13 protein-coding genes are annotated in these 15,873 nt (G+C 67.5%); 4 read left to right on the forward strand and 9 right to left on the reverse strand.

The genetic code is table 11. From position 1 onward, the window contains the following. Positions 1–5: 5 nt before the first annotated feature. The 7 genes from KVT39_RS04960 to hpnI form a co-directional block, all read right to left on the reverse strand. Positions 6–719 carry an ABC transporter permease gene (locus KVT39_RS04960; RefSeq protein ID WP_006401214.1) on the reverse strand — a complete coding sequence of 238 codons (714 nt, stop codon included), beginning with the start codon at positions 717–719 and terminating at the stop codon, positions 6–8. Next, the gene (locus KVT39_RS04965) at positions 716–1,405 is read right to left on the reverse strand and encodes an ABC transporter permease (protein ID WP_034183141.1); all 690 of its coding nucleotides are present in this window, start codon (positions 1,403–1,405) and stop codon (positions 716–718) included. Before KVT39_RS04965 ends, KVT39_RS04960 begins: the two co-directional genes overlap by 4 nt. A gap of 269 nt (positions 1,406–1,674) precedes the next feature. Beyond that, positions 1,675–2,232, reverse strand: coding sequence for a lipoprotein (locus KVT39_RS04970; protein ID WP_034183140.1), 558 nt, complete (start codon positions 2,230–2,232; stop codon positions 1,675–1,677). An 87-nt stretch (positions 2,233–2,319) separates the two neighbouring features. Continuing rightward, positions 2,320–3,372, reverse strand: a complete 1,053-nt coding sequence (locus KVT39_RS04975; RefSeq protein ID WP_217588050.1) for an HpnL family protein — start codon at positions 3,370–3,372, stop codon at positions 2,320–2,322. Continuing rightward, the gene (gene hpnK, locus KVT39_RS04980; protein WP_217588051.1) at positions 3,369–4,253 is read right to left on the reverse strand and encodes a hopanoid biosynthesis-associated protein HpnK; all 885 of its coding nucleotides are present in this window, start codon (positions 4,251–4,253) and stop codon (positions 3,369–3,371) included. The genes KVT39_RS04975 and hpnK overlap by 4 nt, the downstream gene beginning before the upstream one ends. Positions 4,254–4,256: 3 nt before the next feature. After that, on the reverse strand, positions 4,257–5,678 hold the full coding sequence (gene hpnJ / locus KVT39_RS04985; protein WP_031400064.1) for a hopanoid biosynthesis associated radical SAM protein HpnJ: 1,422 nt from the start codon (positions 5,676–5,678) through the stop codon (positions 4,257–4,259). 158 nt (positions 5,679–5,836) lie between these two features. Next, positions 5,837–7,012 (reverse strand): bacteriohopanetetrol glucosamine biosynthesis glycosyltransferase HpnI, encoded by a 1,176-nt coding sequence (hpnI, locus tag KVT39_RS04990; protein ID WP_105390744.1) that lies wholly within the window; start codon positions 7,010–7,012, stop codon positions 5,837–5,839. 638 nt (positions 7,013–7,650) lie between these two features. On the opposite strand from hpnI, the gene KVT39_RS04995 reads away from it, so the two are divergent. After that, complete coding sequence (locus KVT39_RS04995) at positions 7,651–8,649, forward strand: LLM class flavin-dependent oxidoreductase (RefSeq protein WP_217588053.1); 999 nt, start codon at positions 7,651–7,653, stop codon at positions 8,647–8,649. 36 nt (positions 8,650–8,685) lie between these two features. Here the strand turns inward: KVT39_RS04995 and KVT39_RS05000 are convergent, their stop codons facing one another. Then, positions 8,686–9,747 (reverse strand): alpha/beta fold hydrolase, encoded by a 1,062-nt coding sequence (locus KVT39_RS05000; RefSeq protein WP_105390743.1) that lies wholly within the window; start codon positions 9,745–9,747, stop codon positions 8,686–8,688. 173 nt (positions 9,748–9,920) lie between these two features. On the opposite strand from KVT39_RS05000, the gene pdxY reads away from it, so the two are divergent. The 3 genes from pdxY to KVT39_RS05015 all read left to right on the forward strand — a co-directional run bounded on the left by pdxY (position 9,921) and on the right by KVT39_RS05015 (position 14,945). Next, positions 9,921–10,781, forward strand: coding sequence for a pyridoxal kinase PdxY (gene pdxY / locus KVT39_RS05005; protein ID WP_034183134.1), 861 nt, complete (start codon positions 9,921–9,923; stop codon positions 10,779–10,781). Between the two features lie 495 nt (positions 10,782–11,276). Then, the gene (locus tag KVT39_RS05010) at positions 11,277–13,421 is read left to right on the forward strand and encodes a phosphocholine-specific phospholipase C (RefSeq protein WP_034183133.1); all 2,145 of its coding nucleotides are present in this window, start codon (positions 11,277–11,279) and stop codon (positions 13,419–13,421) included. Between the two features lie 375 nt (positions 13,422–13,796). Continuing rightward, positions 13,797–14,945 (forward strand): branched-chain amino acid ABC transporter substrate-binding protein, encoded by a 1,149-nt coding sequence (locus KVT39_RS05015; protein ID WP_034183132.1) that lies wholly within the window; start codon positions 13,797–13,799, stop codon positions 14,943–14,945. Between the two features lie 137 nt (positions 14,946–15,082). Here the strand turns inward: KVT39_RS05015 and KVT39_RS05020 are convergent, their stop codons facing one another. After that, positions 15,083–15,844, reverse strand: a complete 762-nt coding sequence (locus tag KVT39_RS05020; RefSeq protein ID WP_034183131.1) for a FadR/GntR family transcriptional regulator — start codon at positions 15,842–15,844, stop codon at positions 15,083–15,085. Between the last annotated feature and the right edge of the window lie 29 nt (positions 15,845–15,873).

Below are 15,873 nucleotides of genomic sequence, written 5' to 3' on the forward strand. Positions count from 1 at the left end.
TGAAATCAATGACGGCCGGCCGCGAGATACGCGAGCCAGTGGCGCTCCGCACGGCGAAATGCCGCGACGAGTGCGAAAGATACCGCAAGATAGATCAGCGCGGCGATTCCGAACGACTGGAACGCCATGTAGGTCGCGGAATTCGCGTCGCGCGCGACCTTCAGGATGTCGGGTACGGTCGCCGTGAACGCGACGGTCGTCGCGTGCAGCATCAGGATCACCTCGTTGCTGTACAGCGGCAGCGCGCGACGCAGCGCCGACGGCAGGATCACGCGGCGGTACATCGTGAACGGCGTCATCCCGTATGCCCGCGCAGCCTCGACCTCGCCGTGCGGAATTGCGCGGATCGCACCCGCGAAGATCTCGGTCGTGTACGCGCAGGTGTTCAGCGCGAACGCGAGAATCGCGCAGTTGAAGCCGCTGCGGAAGAACGCGTCGAGCAGCGAATGCGAACGCACGAACTCGAGGCTGTACATGCCCGTGTACATCAGCAGCAGCTGCACGTAGAGCGGCGTGCCGCGGAACACGTACGTGTAGAACCGCACGGGCATCGACACCCACTTCTTCTTCGACACGCGCGCGACCGCGAGCGGCACCGCGCACACGAAGCCGAGCGAAATCGACGCGACGAGCAGCCACAACGTCACCGCAAGGCCGGAGAGGCGCTGGCCGTCCCAGTAAAGGAACGCCTTGCCGAATTCCTGGAGGATCTCGATCATAGTTCTGCGTGCCGCACGCCCATGGAATAACGCTTCTCGAGCTGGATCAGCACGAGGTTGGAAACGGTCGTGATCGCGAGGTAGATCAGCGCCGCGACGAGGATGAAGAAGAACATGTTGAACGTGCTCTTGCCGGCGTCCTGCGCGGCCTTCACGACGTCCGCGAGACCGATGATCGACACCAGCGCGGTCGCCTTCACGAGCACCTGCCAGTTGTTCCCGATCCCGGGCAGCGCAAAGCGCATCATCTGAGGAAACATGATCCGCGCGAACACGCGCGCGCCGCTCATCCCGTACGCGGCACCGGCTTCGAGCTGGCCGCGCGGCACCGACAGGAACGCGCCGCGAAACGTCTCGGTGAAGTACGCGCCGTAGATGAAGCCGAGCGTCAGCACGCCGGCCACGAACGGATCGATGTCGATCTGGCTCCAGCCGACGAGGTCGGTGAACTGGTTCAGCCAGATCTGGATGCTGTAGAACAGCAGCAGCATCAGCACAAGATCGGGCACCGAGCGGATCAACGTCGTATAACCGGTCGCGATCGCTCGCAGCACCCGGTTGTGCGACAGCTTCGCCACCGCGCCGATCAGCCCCAGCGCCACCGCAGTGGCGAGCGACAGCACCGACAGCTCGATGGTCTGCACGGTGCCGGCCCAGAGGACAGGACCAAAGCCGTAAAGGAACACGCGCGCCTCCAGAGTTGGAATGGATGCCGACGCGAATGCCTGTCCCGCGCCGGGGTGACGCGGATAGTCGCAAGCGAAATTGTTTGCCTCAAATCACCTGGCACGCGTTTGCTGCGCCGCAGCAACCCGTCCGGTCATTGCGAGTCCGGCCTACACCGCTGTTTCAAAAGGAAAAAAGCCGCTTCCTGACAGTCGGATGACACGCAGGGAAGCGGACTTTTTGCAATTTTCCGGTCGCTTTTTCGATATAGCGCCGAACGCGGGCCGGCTCACCGCCCCTTCAGGATGTCGGAGCGCGAAGTCGTATAGACGAGCCCGTCCGGGCCGAAATGGACGTTGAAGAATGCGTCGGTGTTGACGCCGTCCTCGAGCCAGCGCCAGCTCCAGACCGTCTCGGGCTTCAGCGGATACTGCGCGATGTCGCCGGGCTTGCCGAGCAGGCGCCGCACCTCGTCCTCGTTCATCCCGGGGCGCACCTTCGCGAAATTCTCGGCGGTCAGCACCTGCGTCGCACCCGTGTAGCGGCCGCTCGCATCGAGATCGACGAACCAGGTCTGGTTGCCCATCGGGCCGCGCGGATATTCGAGACGCTTCGAGCCGTCGGTGAACACGCGCTCGGTCTCGGGCTTGCCCATCGTGCCGCGCACGTCGGCCTCGGTCGATTCGCCGACCTTCAGCCCCTTCAGCAGCAGCGGCGCGGGCTTGATCGCGTTGAAGAAGTCCCTGATGCGTTGCACGTCGAGGTTACCTTGCTTGTCGTCGCAGCCGGTCAGCGCCAGCGCAGCGGCCAGCATCGTCACGGGAAGCAGCCGGAAACGGAAAATCATCGGAAGAAATGCGCGTCGAGAAAACACGCGGCAAGCATACCCGCACGACGCCAAAAGCGCGAGACGGGCGCGCGGCCCGTCTCGTGTTCAATGCGTCGTTTCGGTTTCGGCTTCGGTTTCGGGCGTGCGGCTCGCCAGATGCGGCGCGCGCGGCCCGGCCGGCGGCGCGTCGTCGATGCGGCGGCGCGTGCGCACGAGCTCGGCGAGCTGCCACGAACCGAGCGCCACGCAGCCGAACAGCACCTCGCGGCCGCGCTTGACCAGCGCGAGCGACAGCGCCGTCTCGCGATCCACGCCGAACATCTGCGCGAGCAGCACGACGGTCGCCTCCTGCACGCCGAGGCCGCCCGGCACCATGAACGCCGCATGCCGCACGGCCTGCGTCATCGCCTCGATCGCGATCGCACCGCCGATCGATACCGGATGGCCGAGCAGCGCGAGCGCCCAGTAGATCTCGAGCGCGCCGAGCACGTAGCCGGCCAGCTGCCAGAAGAATGCGCTGAACAGCAGGCCCGTGCGCGACATCAGCCCGTCGATGTCGGCGTCGAGCCGGCGGCCGTCGACGCCCTGCAGCAGCCGGTGCGAATCGCCGAGCAGGCGGCCCGCGAAACGCTCGATCGCATGGAAGATGCCGCCGCGCCGCATCAGCACGACGCCGAGCACGGGCAACGGCAGCGTCAGCAGCAGCGCGAGGCCGATCGTGCCGCCGCCCATGTTGTCCGTCGTCGACAGCAGCAGCACGAGGCCAAGCGCCGCGAACGCATACTGGACGACGATCGTCACGAGCACCTCGACGATCACCGACGCCGTCACGCGGCTCGCGTCGGGTACCTGCCAGCGCGCGAGCCGGATGCCGACGAGTTCGCCGCCGATCCCGACCACCGGCAGCAGCCGGTTCACGGCCTCGCGCACGGTCGCGATCCACCACAGGAACGGCAGCGAGCTGCGCCGGTCGAGCAGCTGGTGCCATGCATACGCGTCGAGCAGCAGCGGCAGCGCGTGGAACGGCACGAGCCACAGCAGCGCGTAACCGGCGCGCGCGAGCATCTGCGACACGTCGCCGATGCCTTCGTGCAGCCCCAGCGCGAGCAGGATGCCGATGCCGATCGGCCAGCCGAGCCACTTGATCCATTTGGTCATGACGGCTGCGCTCCCGGTGCGCGCGGCGTGTGCGCGCCGCGCTGCGCCGCATGCTGGCCGAACACGTCGGCAAAGCCGCCGGTCGCGACGCCCGCCGCCTTCAGCGCGGCGGCGACACGCGGCGACAGCAGCGCATCGAGTTCGTCCACCGGACGGTAGCCGGCCATCGTCGGCGTGATCGGGCCGTCGCCGGCCTCGGCCGGATGGCAGTAGATCTCGCCGACGCCCGGCGGCAGCGTGGCGAGCGCATCGAGCAGCACGGCCTCGTCCATCGCGCCCGTGTGTTCGATCCCGACCACGTAGTCGTTGTGCGCGAGCCCCGCGCGGTCGAGCCGTGCGCGCACGAGCGCGATCCACGGCTTGAGCAGCGCGGGCGCACTCGTCTCGTAAGGCAGCCGCACCGCGCGCAGCCCGTAGTCGCGGCCGATCTCGATGATCATCGACAGCACGGTCGGATGCAGGTGGAAATGCTTGTGCGCGTTCACGTGGTCGAGCGGCAGGCCGCTCGCCGCGAACGCGTCGAACTGCGCGCGGATCTCGCGGCGCAGTTGCGCACGCACGTGCGGCAGGAAAAAGAAGCGACAGCCGTCCTTCGCCATCGCGTCGCCGAACCGCCCGTCGGGGCCGACGAGCGCGGGAATGTCATGCGCGGGCAGCGTGGCCGGCCCGTCCGCGAGGACGAGGTGCAGGCCGACCGCGAGCGACGGTAGCCGCCGCGCGCGTTCGATCGCATCCTGCGCGGCGGGCGCACCGACCATCAGGCTCGCGGCGTTCAGCACGCCGTCGCGGTGCGCACGCTCGACCGCCGCGTTGACGCGCGGGTGCAGCCCGAAATCGTCCGCGGTGAAGATCAGCGCCCGCGCCGCCCGCTGCGTCGCCACGAATCAGGCCTCGTGCGCGCGCAGGAAGCGGAAGAACTCGACGCCTTCGCGCAGGCGGCGCTTCATCATGTCCCAGCTCGTCAGCATCTCGCGGACGATCTCCCAGATCTTCGACGGACGGAAGTAGAACTGGCGATAGAACTGCTCGAGGTGGTGATAGATCTCGTCGCGCGACAGGTGCGCATAGCCGATCGCCGCGAGCTGCACGCCTTCCTTGCTCACCAGGTTGATGGTCTTGTTCTCTTCCATCCAGCCGTTTTCCACGGCCTGCTTGTAGAGCGTCGTGCCCGGGTACGGCGCGGCGAGCGAGACCTGGATCGTGTGCGGATTGATTTCCTTCGCGTACTCGATCGTCTTCTTGATGGTTTCCTGCGTCTCGCCCGGCAGGCCGAGAATGAAGGTGCCGTGGATCTTGATGCCGAGCTTCTTGCAGTCCGCGCTGAAGCGGCGCGCGAAATCGGTGCGCACGCCCTTCTTGATGTTCACGAGGATCTGGTCGTCACCGGATTCGAAGCCGACCAGCAGCAGGCGCAGGCCGTTTTCCTTCATGACCTTCAGCGTCTTGTACGGCACGTTCGCCTTCGCGTTGCACGACCACGTCATGCCGAGCTTGCCCAGACCGATTGCGATCGCTTCGGCGCGCGGCAGGTCGTCGGTGAAGGTGTCGTCGTCGAACATCAGTTCCTTCACTTCCGGCATGTTGTCGCGGATCCACTTCGCTTCCGCGAGCACGTTCTCGACCGAGCGCGTGCGGTAGCGATGGCCGCTGACCGTCTGCGGCCACAGGCAGAACGTGCAGCGCGACTTGCAGCCGCGGCCCGTGTAGATCGACACGTACGGGTAGTTCAGGTAGCCGATGAAGTAGTTGTCGATCTTCAGGTCGCGCTTGTAGACGGGCGCGACGAACGGCAGCTCGTCCATGTTCTCGAGGATCGGACGCGCTTCGTTGTGCTCGATCGAGCCGTCCTTCGCGCGCCAGCTCAAGCCCTTGATCTCGGGGAACGGCTTGCCTTCGGCGATTTCCTTGCAGGTGTAGTCGAATTCCTCGCGGCACACGAAGTCGATTGCCTCGCTCGCCGTGAGCGAGTTGTGCGGATCGACCATCACCTTCGCGCCCACCATGCCGACCAGCATCGACGGCTTCATCTTCTTCAGATCCTGCGCGAACATCGCATCGGTCGGGAACGACGGCGTGCTCGTGTGGATGATCACGAGGTCGTAGTCGTTCGCGATCTTCAGCGTCTCCTCGACCGACAGGCCGTCGGCCGGTGCGTCGACGACGCGGCTGCCCGGCACGAGCGCGGCCGGCTGCGCAAGCCACGTCGGATACCAGAAGGAACGGATTTCGCGCTTCGCCTGATAGCGCGAGCCGGCTCCGCCGTCGAAGCCGTCATACGAAGGGGCCTGCAAGAACAGCGTTTTCATGAATGCTCCGGTAGCCTGCATAGTTCGTTTCGATTCAACGATTCAGTCAAAAAACCGCGGGCTGCCCTGCCGGCGCCCGCCTCTCTGTCATGTCGCGTCGCGCAGCTTCGCCGCACAGCGCGTCTCGGCCCTCGGGCCGGGTTCGTCCGGGAGCGGCCCTAGCGGCCGTCCACCGCTTCCACGGCCGCCGTCGCGCGTTCGCCGCCGACGACCGTCATCCTTGCGCCGCGCCACACGACGTGCGTGCCGAACACCGCCGCGAGCCACTCGAGCGCGAGCAGCGTGTCGCGCACCGCGACGAGCGGCAGGTCGCGCCAGAACGCGCGCCAGCCGTCCTCGCCGCGCGCGTGCAGCACGAGCCGCCCGAATGCGCCGACGGCGGCCGCCCCGCCCGCCAGCGTGCCGGCGAAGGTTCCGTCGAGACGCAGCGCGAGCGCCGCGCCAATCGCGAGCCACGGCGCGGTAAACGTGATGAACAGGAACGCGAAGCCGGCCGGGTTCAGCGACCGGATCGTACGCAGCCAGCGCGTCTCGCGGTGCCAAAGCGGCCCGAACGACGGCTCGATCACGTCGGTCGCGACGTCGACCTCCGACAGCACGGTGCGCCGCCCGAGGCGGCGCGGCAGCTCGGCGAGCCAGAAATCGTCGGCCAGCTCGTCCTTCAGCGCGAGAAAGCCGCCGATCCGGTCGAGCGTGTCGCGCGTCAGCGCGAGCGTCGCGCCGAAGCCGAAGCGGCTCGAGCGGCCGAGATGCGTGATCCGCACCGACGGCGCGAACCAGGCGTCGACGAACTGCGCGCCGATCCGCGTCCAGAACCCGCCGACGCTGCGCGCATGATACAAGCACGTGACGACGCCGACCGACACGTCGGCGAGCGGCGCCGTCACGCGCTCCAGATAGTCGGGCTTCACCGCGATGTCGCTGTCCGCGATCACGATGCGGCCGTACTTCGCGCGCTCGGCGAGATTGATCAGGTTGCTGACCTTCAGGTTCTTGCCGTGCACGCGCGAGTCGACCACCAGCGTGATGTCGCACTCGGGATAGTCGGCGCGCAGCCGCTCGACGACGGCAATGGCCGGATCGGCCGCCGACGCGACGCCGAACAGCACTTCATGGCGCGGATGGCGCTGCTCGCAGAAGGTCGCGAGGTTTTCGTACAGGTGCGGCTCCGCGCCGCACAGCGGCTTGAGCACGCTGACCGGCTCGTAGCCGTCGCGCGCGGCCGTGCGCGGCGTGCGCGGCTGCGGCGCGAACGCGGCGACGAGCGCATAACCGGCCGCGGCCAGCGTGAACGCGATCAGGAGCCAGTCGAGCAGCGTTGCGGTCGGCGTCATGCGCGACGCCTCCCGGCGACCTGAACGCCACGGCGAACGCTTGAGCGTGATTGAGCGTGATGCGGTATTCGGACAGCGACGAACGCGGGCACGACCCGACTCCTTGTTCCAGCAGCGTCTGTGTATGGGGGAGGCACGACCCGCTTTCGGGTGTTGCCATGCCCGGCTTCGTATGGCGCATCTCCGCGCGACACCCGGACGGGCATGCGGGAAGACTCGAATGGCTACCATCGGCACAACATGGGCAGGCGCCGGATTTTATCAGCCTGCGGCACCCCGCGCTCGGCAGTACGAGAAACGGACTTGTGCAATTTCAGCAAAGCTGTGCGGCCGGCGAACCATTCAGGCGCAACCGCGTTTACGTTAGCGTAAGCACTTTGCAGGCGTATTGCAGTCTTGAAAATCAAACGTTTCGTGCAAATTTGTAGGTCGATGCGGATTCACGTCCAATCGCCGTAAAGATTGGTAATTAACCAACGATTGGATTGATTTTTGCAACAATCATCGAATGCGACCCTGCATCCCTGCGACGCGCATGGGTATCGGTGCGCGCCCAGCACGTTCCGGAACCCTTTGGCAAAATCCTTGGCATTTGTTGCGTAAGCGCATCACCGCGCGCCCCTTTCGAAGGCCATCCGATGACTCCGTTTTCCGTACTCGATCTCGCCCCCATTCCGGCCGGCGCCGACGCCTCGCAGGCTTTCCGCAACACCGTCGATCTCGCGCAGCACGCGGAACGCTGGGGCTACCAGCGCTACTGGCTCGCCGAGCATCACAACATGCCCGGCATCGCGAGCGCGGCGACCGCCGTCGTGATCGGCCATGTCGCGGGCGCCACGAAGACGATCCGCGTCGGGTCCGGCGGCATCATGCTGCCGAACCACGCGCCGCTCGTAATCGCCGAGCAGTTCGGCACGCTCGCGTCGCTGTATCCGGGGCGCATCGATCTCGGCCTCGGCCGCGCGCCCGGCACCGACCAGACCACGTCGCGCGCACTGCGCCGCGACCTGATCGGCAGCGCCGACTCGTTTCCGGACGACGTCGCCGAGCTGCTGCGCTACTTCGCGGAGCCGGTGCCCGGCCAGCGCGTGCGCGCGGTGCCCGGCGCGGGGCTCGACGTGCCCGTGTGGCTCCTCGGTTCGAGCCTGTTCAGCGCACAGCTCGCCGCGATGCTCGGGCTGCCGTTCGCGTTCGCGTCGCACTTCGCGCCGGACTACCTGATGCGCGCGCTCGAGATCTACCGCGCGCAGTACCGGCCGTCGGCCGCATGGCCGAAGCCGCACGCGATGGTCGGCGTCAACGTGTTCGCGGCCGATACCGACGATGAGGCGCGGCACCTGTTCACGTCGCTGCAGCAGCAGTTCATCAACCTGCGGCGCGGCACGCCGGGCAAGCTGCCGCCGCCCGTCGACGTGCTCGAGGCGAACGAGCTCGAACTCGCGAACGTCGCGCATGCGCTGTCGTTCGCGGCGGTCGGCTCGCGCGACACGGTGCGCGACAAGCTGCGCGATCGCATCGCGCAGACGGGGGCGGACGAATTGATCGTCACCGCGCAGATCTACGATCACGCCGCGCGGCTGCGCTCGTTCGAACTGGCCGCGCAGATCCGCGACGAGCTCGCGAACGAAGCGCGCTGACGGCGCGAGCGCGCGCCGCCGGCGGCCTGCCCCGCATCACTGCGGGTGCGCGGCCTCCAGAGCGTCGAGCAGCGCCTTGTGGAAGGCGTCCGGATCCTGGATCTGCGGTGCGTGACCGAGCGCCGGAAATTCGACGAGCTGCGCGCCGGGGATCGCTGCCTGCGTGCGCTTCGCGAGTTCCGGATAGCGGCCGAGCTTCGCGTGCACGTCGGGCGGCGCGACATCCTTGCCGATCGCGGTCGTGTCCTTGTCGCCGATCATGAGCAGCGTCGGCACGCGGATCGCACCGAGTTCGTAGACCACCGGCTGCGTGAGGATCATGTCGTAGATCAGCGCAGAGTTCCAGGCGACCGCGTCGCGGCCGGCACCGCGATACATCCCGGCGAGCATCTGCACCCAGCGCTCGTACGACGGCGACCACTTGCCCGCGTAGTACGTGCTCTGCTCGTAGCGGCGGATGCCGTCGGCCGTCGTCTTCAGCTCGCGCGCATACCAGTAGTCGACCGACAGCGGCGGCACGCCGAGCGCCTTCCAGTCCTCCAGGCCGATCGGATTCACGAGCACGAGCTGGTCGGTCGCCTTCGGGTACATCAGCGCGTAGCGCATCGCGAGCATCCCGCCCGTCGAGTGGCCGACGATCGTCGCCGATTTCACGCCGATCGATTCCAGCAGCGCGTGCGTGTTGCGCGCGAGCTGCTGGAAGCTGTACTGGTAGCGATCGGGTTTCGACGACTTGCAGAAGCCGATCTGGTCCGGCGCTATCACGCGATAGCCGGCGCGGCTCAGCACGCCGATCGTGTCTTCCCAGGTCCCCGCGCAGAAGTTCTTGCCATGCAGCAGCACGACGGTGCGGCCGTTCGGGTGCGCCGGCTGCACGTCCATGTAAATCATCTCGAGGGTTTCACGCTGCGACACGAACGCGTAGCGGTGCAGGGGTTCCGGGTAGGTAAAGCCTTCCAGGCGCGGGCCGTACGCCGGCCCGTCGTTGCCGGCGGGCACCGGGGCGGCCTCGGCGGCGGCGCTCGCGCATGCGAAGGCAACGCCCGCACCGAACAGGGCGGCGCGCGCGACGGACAACATCTTGCAAATCGAAGGCATGGCGGTCACGGTGATTGGAAACGCACGCGGGCAGCCGGACGGCGCCGCGCCCCGCGATTCTACGCGGTCGGCTGACGACGGCGCGCAACACTCGGTGGCCGCGCGACTTCCGCGCGCGCGACGAACTCGGGTATCGTGTGACGTGACCCTGAAACGCCTGCAGGCGGGTTCCCATGAAAAACGTCCTCAGCATTCAGTCGCACGTCATCTACGGCCATGCCGGCAACAGTGCGGCCGTGTTCCCGATGCAGCGCCTCGGCGTCAACGTCTGGCCGCTCAATACCGTCCAGTTGTCGAATCACATGCAGTACGGCCACTGGGCCGGCAGCGCGATCGATGCCGCGAAGATGGAGCAGCTCGTCGACGGGATCGCCGCGATCGGCGCGCTCAAGCGCTGCGACGCCGTGCTGTCAGGCTTCCTCGGCTCGCCGCCGCAGGCGCGCGCGGCAGTCGAGATCGTTCGCACGGTGAAGGCGATGAATCCGGACGCGTGGTACTTCTGCGATCCGGCGATGGGCCAGACGGGCGGCATCCGGCCCGAGCCCGGCGTCGAGGAATTCATGGTCCAGGAGGTGCCCGCGCTCGCGGACGGCATGTCGCCGAACCACACCGAACTGCAGAAGCTCGTCGGGCGGCGTATCGAAACCGTCGCCGAAGCCGTCGACGCGTGCCGCGCGCTGATCCGCCGCGGCCCGCAGATCATCCTCGTCAAGCACCTGCACGACCGCAACAGCCCGGCCGACCGCTTCAACATGCTCGCGGTCACCGAAACCGAAGCGTGGATCGGCCAGCGTCCGCTGTACGCATTTCCGCGCCATCCGGTCGGCGTCGGCGACCTCACCAGCGCGGTGTTCGTCGCGCGCCGGCTGCGCGGCGACTCCGTGCGCGCCGCGTTCGAGCATACGCTCGCGGCCGTGCACGCGGTCGTGAAGGCCACCTACGATGCGCGCCGCTACGAACTCGAACTCGTCGCCGCGCAGGACGAGATTGCACGCCCGAGCGAATGGTTCGGCGCGTGGGTGACGGACGCCTGACGCGCCCGCACCGACCTCTGCTTCGCCGGCGCGCATGCGCGCCGTTCTGCTGTTCTGCTGTTCTGCTGTTCTGCTGTTCTGCTGTTCTGCTGTTCTGCTGTCCTGCTGTCCTGCTGTCCTGCTGTCCTGCTGTCCTGCTGTCCTGCTGTCCTGCTGTCCTGCTGTCCTGCTGTTCTGCTGTTCTGCTGTTCTGCTGTTCTGCTGTTCTGCTGTCCTGCTGTCCTGCTGTCCTGCTGTCCTGCTTTCCCTGCTTTCCCTGCTTTCCCTGCTTTCCCTGCTTTCCCTGCTTTCCCTGCTGCGCCATAACCGCCGGCGATACGCGTCCCGATGCCGGTCCGATACACGTGCAAACGTTTCCGGACTTCACATGAATGACACCGATTTCCCGCTATGCTCGCGACGGCACGAACCGGCGCAGCCGCATCCTGCGACCCGGACGCGCCCTTCCCGTAGGTCCCGCCAATCGGCTTCCCCCTTTACCGCACGATAACGACCATGACCCGATCGAACCGTCGTGACTTCCTGCGCGTCGCCGCCGGCACCGCCGGCGCCGCCGCGCTGAACCTGTTTCCGCCCGTGATCCGCGATGCGCTTGCGATTCCCGCGAACCGCCGCACCGGCACGATCCGCGACATCGAACACATCGTGATCCTGATGCAGGAGAATCGCTCGTTCGACCATTACTTCGGCACGATGCGCGGTGTCCGCGGCTTCGGCGACCCGCGCGCGCTGCGTCTCGCGAACGGCAAGTCGGTGTTCCACCAGCCGGTCGGCCCGGCCGAACTGCTGCCGTTCCACCCCGGCGCGGACAAGCTCGGCCTGCAGTTCCTGCAGGACCTGCCGCACGGCTGGCAGGACATGCACGCCGCGTGGAACAAGGGCCGCTACGACCAGTGGGTGCCGAACAAGGGCACCACGACGATGGCTTACCTGAAGCGCGACGACATCCCCTTCCACTACCAGCTCGCCGACGCGTTCACGATCTGCGATGCGTATCACTGCGCGATCCCGAGCTCGACCGACCCGAACCGCTATTACATGTGGACGGGCTACGTCGGCAACGACGGCACGGGCGGCGGCCCGGTGCTCGGCAACGAGGAAAAGGGCTACGGCTGGAAGACCTATCCGGAAGTGCTCGAACAGGCCGGCGTGTCGTGGAAGATCTACCAGGACGTCGGCACGGGGCTCGACGCGAACGGCTCGTGGGGCTGGACGCAAAACCCGTACATCGGCAACTACGGCGACAACGCGCTGCTCTACTTCAACCAGTACCGCACCGCGCTGCCCGGCACGCCGCTGTATGAGAAGGCGCGCACCGGCACCAACATCAGCGCAGGCGGCACGCTGTTCGACGTGCTGCAGCAGGACGTGAAGAACGGCACGCTGCCGCAGGTGTCGTGGATCTGCGCGCCGGAAGCGTATTCCGAGCACCCGAACTGGCCCGCGAACTACGGCGCGTGGTACATCGAGCAGGTGCTGAAGGCGCTCGTGTCGAATCCCGACGTGTGGAGCAAGACCGCGCTGTTCATCACGTACGACGAAAACGACGGCTTCTTCGACCACGTGCCGCCGCCGTTCGCGCCGCAATCGCGCGACAACGGGCTGTCGACCGTCGAGACGACCAACGAGGTGTTCGCCGGCGACGCATCGCACATGGCCGGCCCGTACGGGCTCGGGCCGCGCGTGCCGATGCTCGTCGTGTCGCCGTGGACCAAGGGCGGCTGGGTCTGCTCGCAGACCTTCGATCACACGTCGCTGCTGCAATTCATCGAGGCGCGGTTCGGCGCGCAGTATGCGGTCACTGCAGCCAACGTGTCGCCGTGGCGCCGCACGGTGTGCGGCAACCTGACGTCCGCGTTCGACTTCTCGACGCCCGACGCGAGCTGGCCGCAGCTCCCGGACACGAGCGGCTACGCGCCGCCCGACCGCAACCGTCACCCCGACTACATCCCGGTGCCGCCGGTCGTCCAGCATCTGCCGAAGCAGGAGCATGGCCTGCGTCCGGCGCGCGCGCTGCCGTACGAACTGTTCGTGCACGGGCGGATCGACAACGCGAGCGGCCAGTTCCGGCTGACCTTCGCGAACACCGGCGCCGCCGGCGCGGCGTTCCAGGTCCAGGCGCGCAACCGCGTCGACGGCCCGTGGGCCTACACGGTCGACGCCGGCAAGCGGATCTCCGACACGTGGAGCCCCGCGCCGTCGCTCGGCCTGTACGACCTCGACGTGTACGGCCCGAACGGCTTCTACTGCCACTTCCGCAGCCCCGCCGCGTCGGCGGTCGGCCCCGCGAGCGTCAACCCCGAGGTGATCTACGGCTACGACGTCGCGAACGGCAACATCACGCTGCGCCTGATGAACCGCGGCCACAAGGCCGTGCGGCTCAAGGTCACGAACGCTTACGGCCACGGCCACGCGCGCACGTTCGACCTCGCACCGGGCGCGCGGGTCGACGACTACTGGGACCTGCGCGGCAGCCACGGCTGGTACGACCTGACCGTCAGCGACGGCAAGCCGCTCGGCTTCCAGCGCCGCTTCGCAGGCCACGTCGAGACGGGCCGCCCGAGCACGAGCGACCCGGCGATCCGCACGACCTCGTCGCACAGCGACGCGGAAGCCGCATCGGACGCGCTGTCCGACTGACGGTGTCCCACACGCGGCGCGGCGCGGCCCCGGCGGGCCGGGCCGCGTCCTGGCCCCGCACCGCTCCCCCTCCTCCCCGCCCGTTCCGTTCGCGACGGGAAACTCCCGATACCGGCCGCCACCGCACGCGTGGAAGCTGTGCGCAAATCCTCATCGAATGCGCGGCAAATTGCCAAGACCCGTGCATATCGGCGACCTATAAATCGAGGCGATCGGGGCTCTTCGCGGAGCCTGACGGGAGATTCTTCCGAGGATCACGATGCCGACCTCCCCGCCCGATTCCGAGAAGCGGTCGAACCGCCCGCCCGTCGCACGCGCCTGGCCCGCCCGGGCGCGTGCGGTACCCACTCGCAGGTATCGAACAAGAGGAACCACATGAAATTCCGTCATTCCCTGCTGTCGGTGTCGATTGCATCCGCGCTGGCCCTCCTCTCGCAACAGGCCGCCCGGGCCGCCGACGCAACCGACGTGAAGGTCGGCTTCGCCGCGCCGCTCACGGGCGTGAACGCCGGCTACGGCAAGGATCTGCAGAACGGCGTGCAGCTCGCGCTCGACGACGCCGCCGCGCAGAAGGTGCAGATCGCCGGCAAGCCCGTGCACTTCAATCTCGTCGTGCAGGACGACCAGGCCGACCCGCGCATCGGCGTGCAGGCCGCGCAGGCGCTCGTCGACCAGAACGTGTCGGTCGTGGTCGGCCACTTCAACTCGGGGACGACGATTCCGGCGTCGGTCGTCTACGACAAGGCCGGCATCCCGGTGATCGATCCCGCCGCGACCAACCCGACGCTCACGTCGCGCGGGCTCGCGAACATGTTCATGGTGATCGCGACCGACGGCCAGAACGCCGGCAACGCGGGCAAGTACGCGGTCGACGTGACGAAGGCGAAGCGCATCGCGATCATCGACGACCGCACCGCGTTCGGCCAGGGCGAGGCCGACGAGTTCGAGAAGGCCGTGAAGGCCGCCGGCGGCACGATCATCGGCCGCGAGTTCACCAACAACCAGGCGGTCGACTTTCGTGCGCAGATCACGAGCCTGAAGGGCAAGAACCCCGACCTGATCTTCTTCGGCGGCCTCGATTCGCTCGCCGCGAACTTCGTCAAGCAGATGCGCCAGCTCGGGCTGAACGCGCAGTTCGTCGGCGGCGGCGGCGTGAAGGACAACGAGTTCATCAAGATCGCGGGCCCGGCCGCCGAAGGCGCGATGGCGTGGGAATACGGCCGGCCGCTCGACGAGCTGCCGCAAGGCAAGGATTTCGAACAGCGCTTCAAGAAGCGCTTCGGCGTCGACGTGCTGTCGTACGCGCAGTTCGGCTACGACGCGGCCTGGGCGGCGATCAAGGCAATGCAGGCAGCCGGCTCGACCGACCCGAAGGTTTATCGCCCGGTGCTCAAGAAGGTCGACTTCGAAGGGGTCACCGGCCGTATCTCGTTCGCGAACGACGGCTCGCTGAAGAGCGGGATGTCGACGCTGTACCAGGTGAAGAGCGGCACGTGGAAGACGATCGTGACGAAGGGAGGCTGATCGGCGGTGTCGGCGGCCGGCGGCGGAAATGCCGTCCGGCCGCGCAGATCGACGAAGTCACGCCGATCTCGTATGACGACTGATGTTGGCGCAATGCAATCGGGCCCGCGGCAACGCGGGCCGCACTGCCCGGCGCATCAGTTGGCCTGCGTATCGCGCTCGGCCTCGGCCGCCTCGTGCGCGCGGCGCAGCCGCTCGCGGCTGTTGGTGAGGTGCGTGCGCATCGCGGCGCGGGCGGCCTCCGGGTCGTGGCGCGCGATCGCCTCGTAGATATCCTCGTGCTCGTGATTGAGCCGGCCGACGTAGCGCTCGAGGTCGTCGCCGGCGAAGCGCGCCGAATTCACGCGCGTGCGCGGGATGATCGACGTGCCGAGCTGCGTCATGATGTCGACGAAATAGCGGTTGCCGGTGGACTGTGCGATCTGCAGGTGGAACTGATAGTCGAGCTGCGCCGTGTCGCGGCCGCCGCCCGCCCCCGTCGCGATCGCGTCGAGCGCACGCCGCAGCGCGGCGAGGTCGGTATCGTTCGCGCGCTGCGCGGCGAGGCTCGCGCACTCGCTCTCGAGGCTGATGCGCAACTCGAGCACCGCGAGCACGTCGCGCAGCGTCGTGATCGTCGCGGGATCGATGCCGAGCGCCTGGCGGCGCGACGGCTCCAGCACGAAGCTGCCGATGCCGTGGCGCGTTTCGACGAGGCCGCTCGCCTGCATCCGCGAGATCGCCTCGCGCACGACCGTGCGACTCACGCCCTGCGCCGCCATGACTTCGGTTTCGGTCGGCAGCTTGTCACCGGGGCGCAGCGTGCCGTTTTCGATCTGCGCGGTCAGCGCGTCGACGACATCTTGTGCGAGGCTGCGTGCGCGACGGCGCGGCGCTGCGGGAAACGTAGGCACGGACATGAGGCCGGTTCCTTTTAGAATGATCGTAA

The sequence above is a fragment of the Burkholderia sp. GbtcB21 genome (assembly GCF_019091065.1).
GTDB lineage: Bacteria > Pseudomonadota > Gammaproteobacteria > Burkholderiales > Burkholderiaceae > Burkholderia > Burkholderia pyrrocinia_C.

Coding starts and splice junctions, on each gene's coding strand:
- KVT39_RS05015 (WP_034183132.1), top strand. CDS start 13,797: ATGAAATTCCGTCATTCCCTGCTGTCGGTGTCGATTGCATCCGCGCTG.
- hpnI (WP_105390744.1), bottom strand. CDS start 7,012: ATGACGCCGACCGCAACGCTGCTCGACTGGCTCCTGATCGCGTTCACG.
- KVT39_RS05000 (WP_105390743.1), bottom strand. CDS start 9,747: ATGCCTTCGATTTGCAAGATGTTGTCCGTCGCGCGCGCCGCCCTGTTC.
- KVT39_RS04960 (WP_006401214.1), bottom strand. CDS start 719: ATGATCGAGATCCTCCAGGAATTCGGCAAGGCGTTCCTTTACTGGGAC.
- KVT39_RS04995 (WP_217588053.1), top strand. CDS start 7,651: ATGACTCCGTTTTCCGTACTCGATCTCGCCCCCATTCCGGCCGGCGCC.
- KVT39_RS04975 (WP_217588050.1), bottom strand. CDS start 3,372: ATGACCAAATGGATCAAGTGGCTCGGCTGGCCGATCGGCATCGGCATC.
- KVT39_RS05010 (WP_034183133.1), top strand. CDS start 11,277: ATGACCCGATCGAACCGTCGTGACTTCCTGCGCGTCGCCGCCGGCACC.
- pdxY (WP_034183134.1), top strand. CDS start 9,921: ATGAAAAACGTCCTCAGCATTCAGTCGCACGTCATCTACGGCCATGCC.
- KVT39_RS04970 (WP_034183140.1), bottom strand. CDS start 2,232: ATGATTTTCCGTTTCCGGCTGCTTCCCGTGACGATGCTGGCCGCTGCG.
- KVT39_RS05020 (WP_034183131.1), bottom strand. CDS start 15,844: ATGTCCGTGCCTACGTTTCCCGCAGCGCCGCGCCGTCGCGCACGCAGC.
- hpnJ (WP_031400064.1), bottom strand. CDS start 5,678: ATGAAAACGCTGTTCTTGCAGGCCCCTTCGTATGACGGCTTCGACGGC.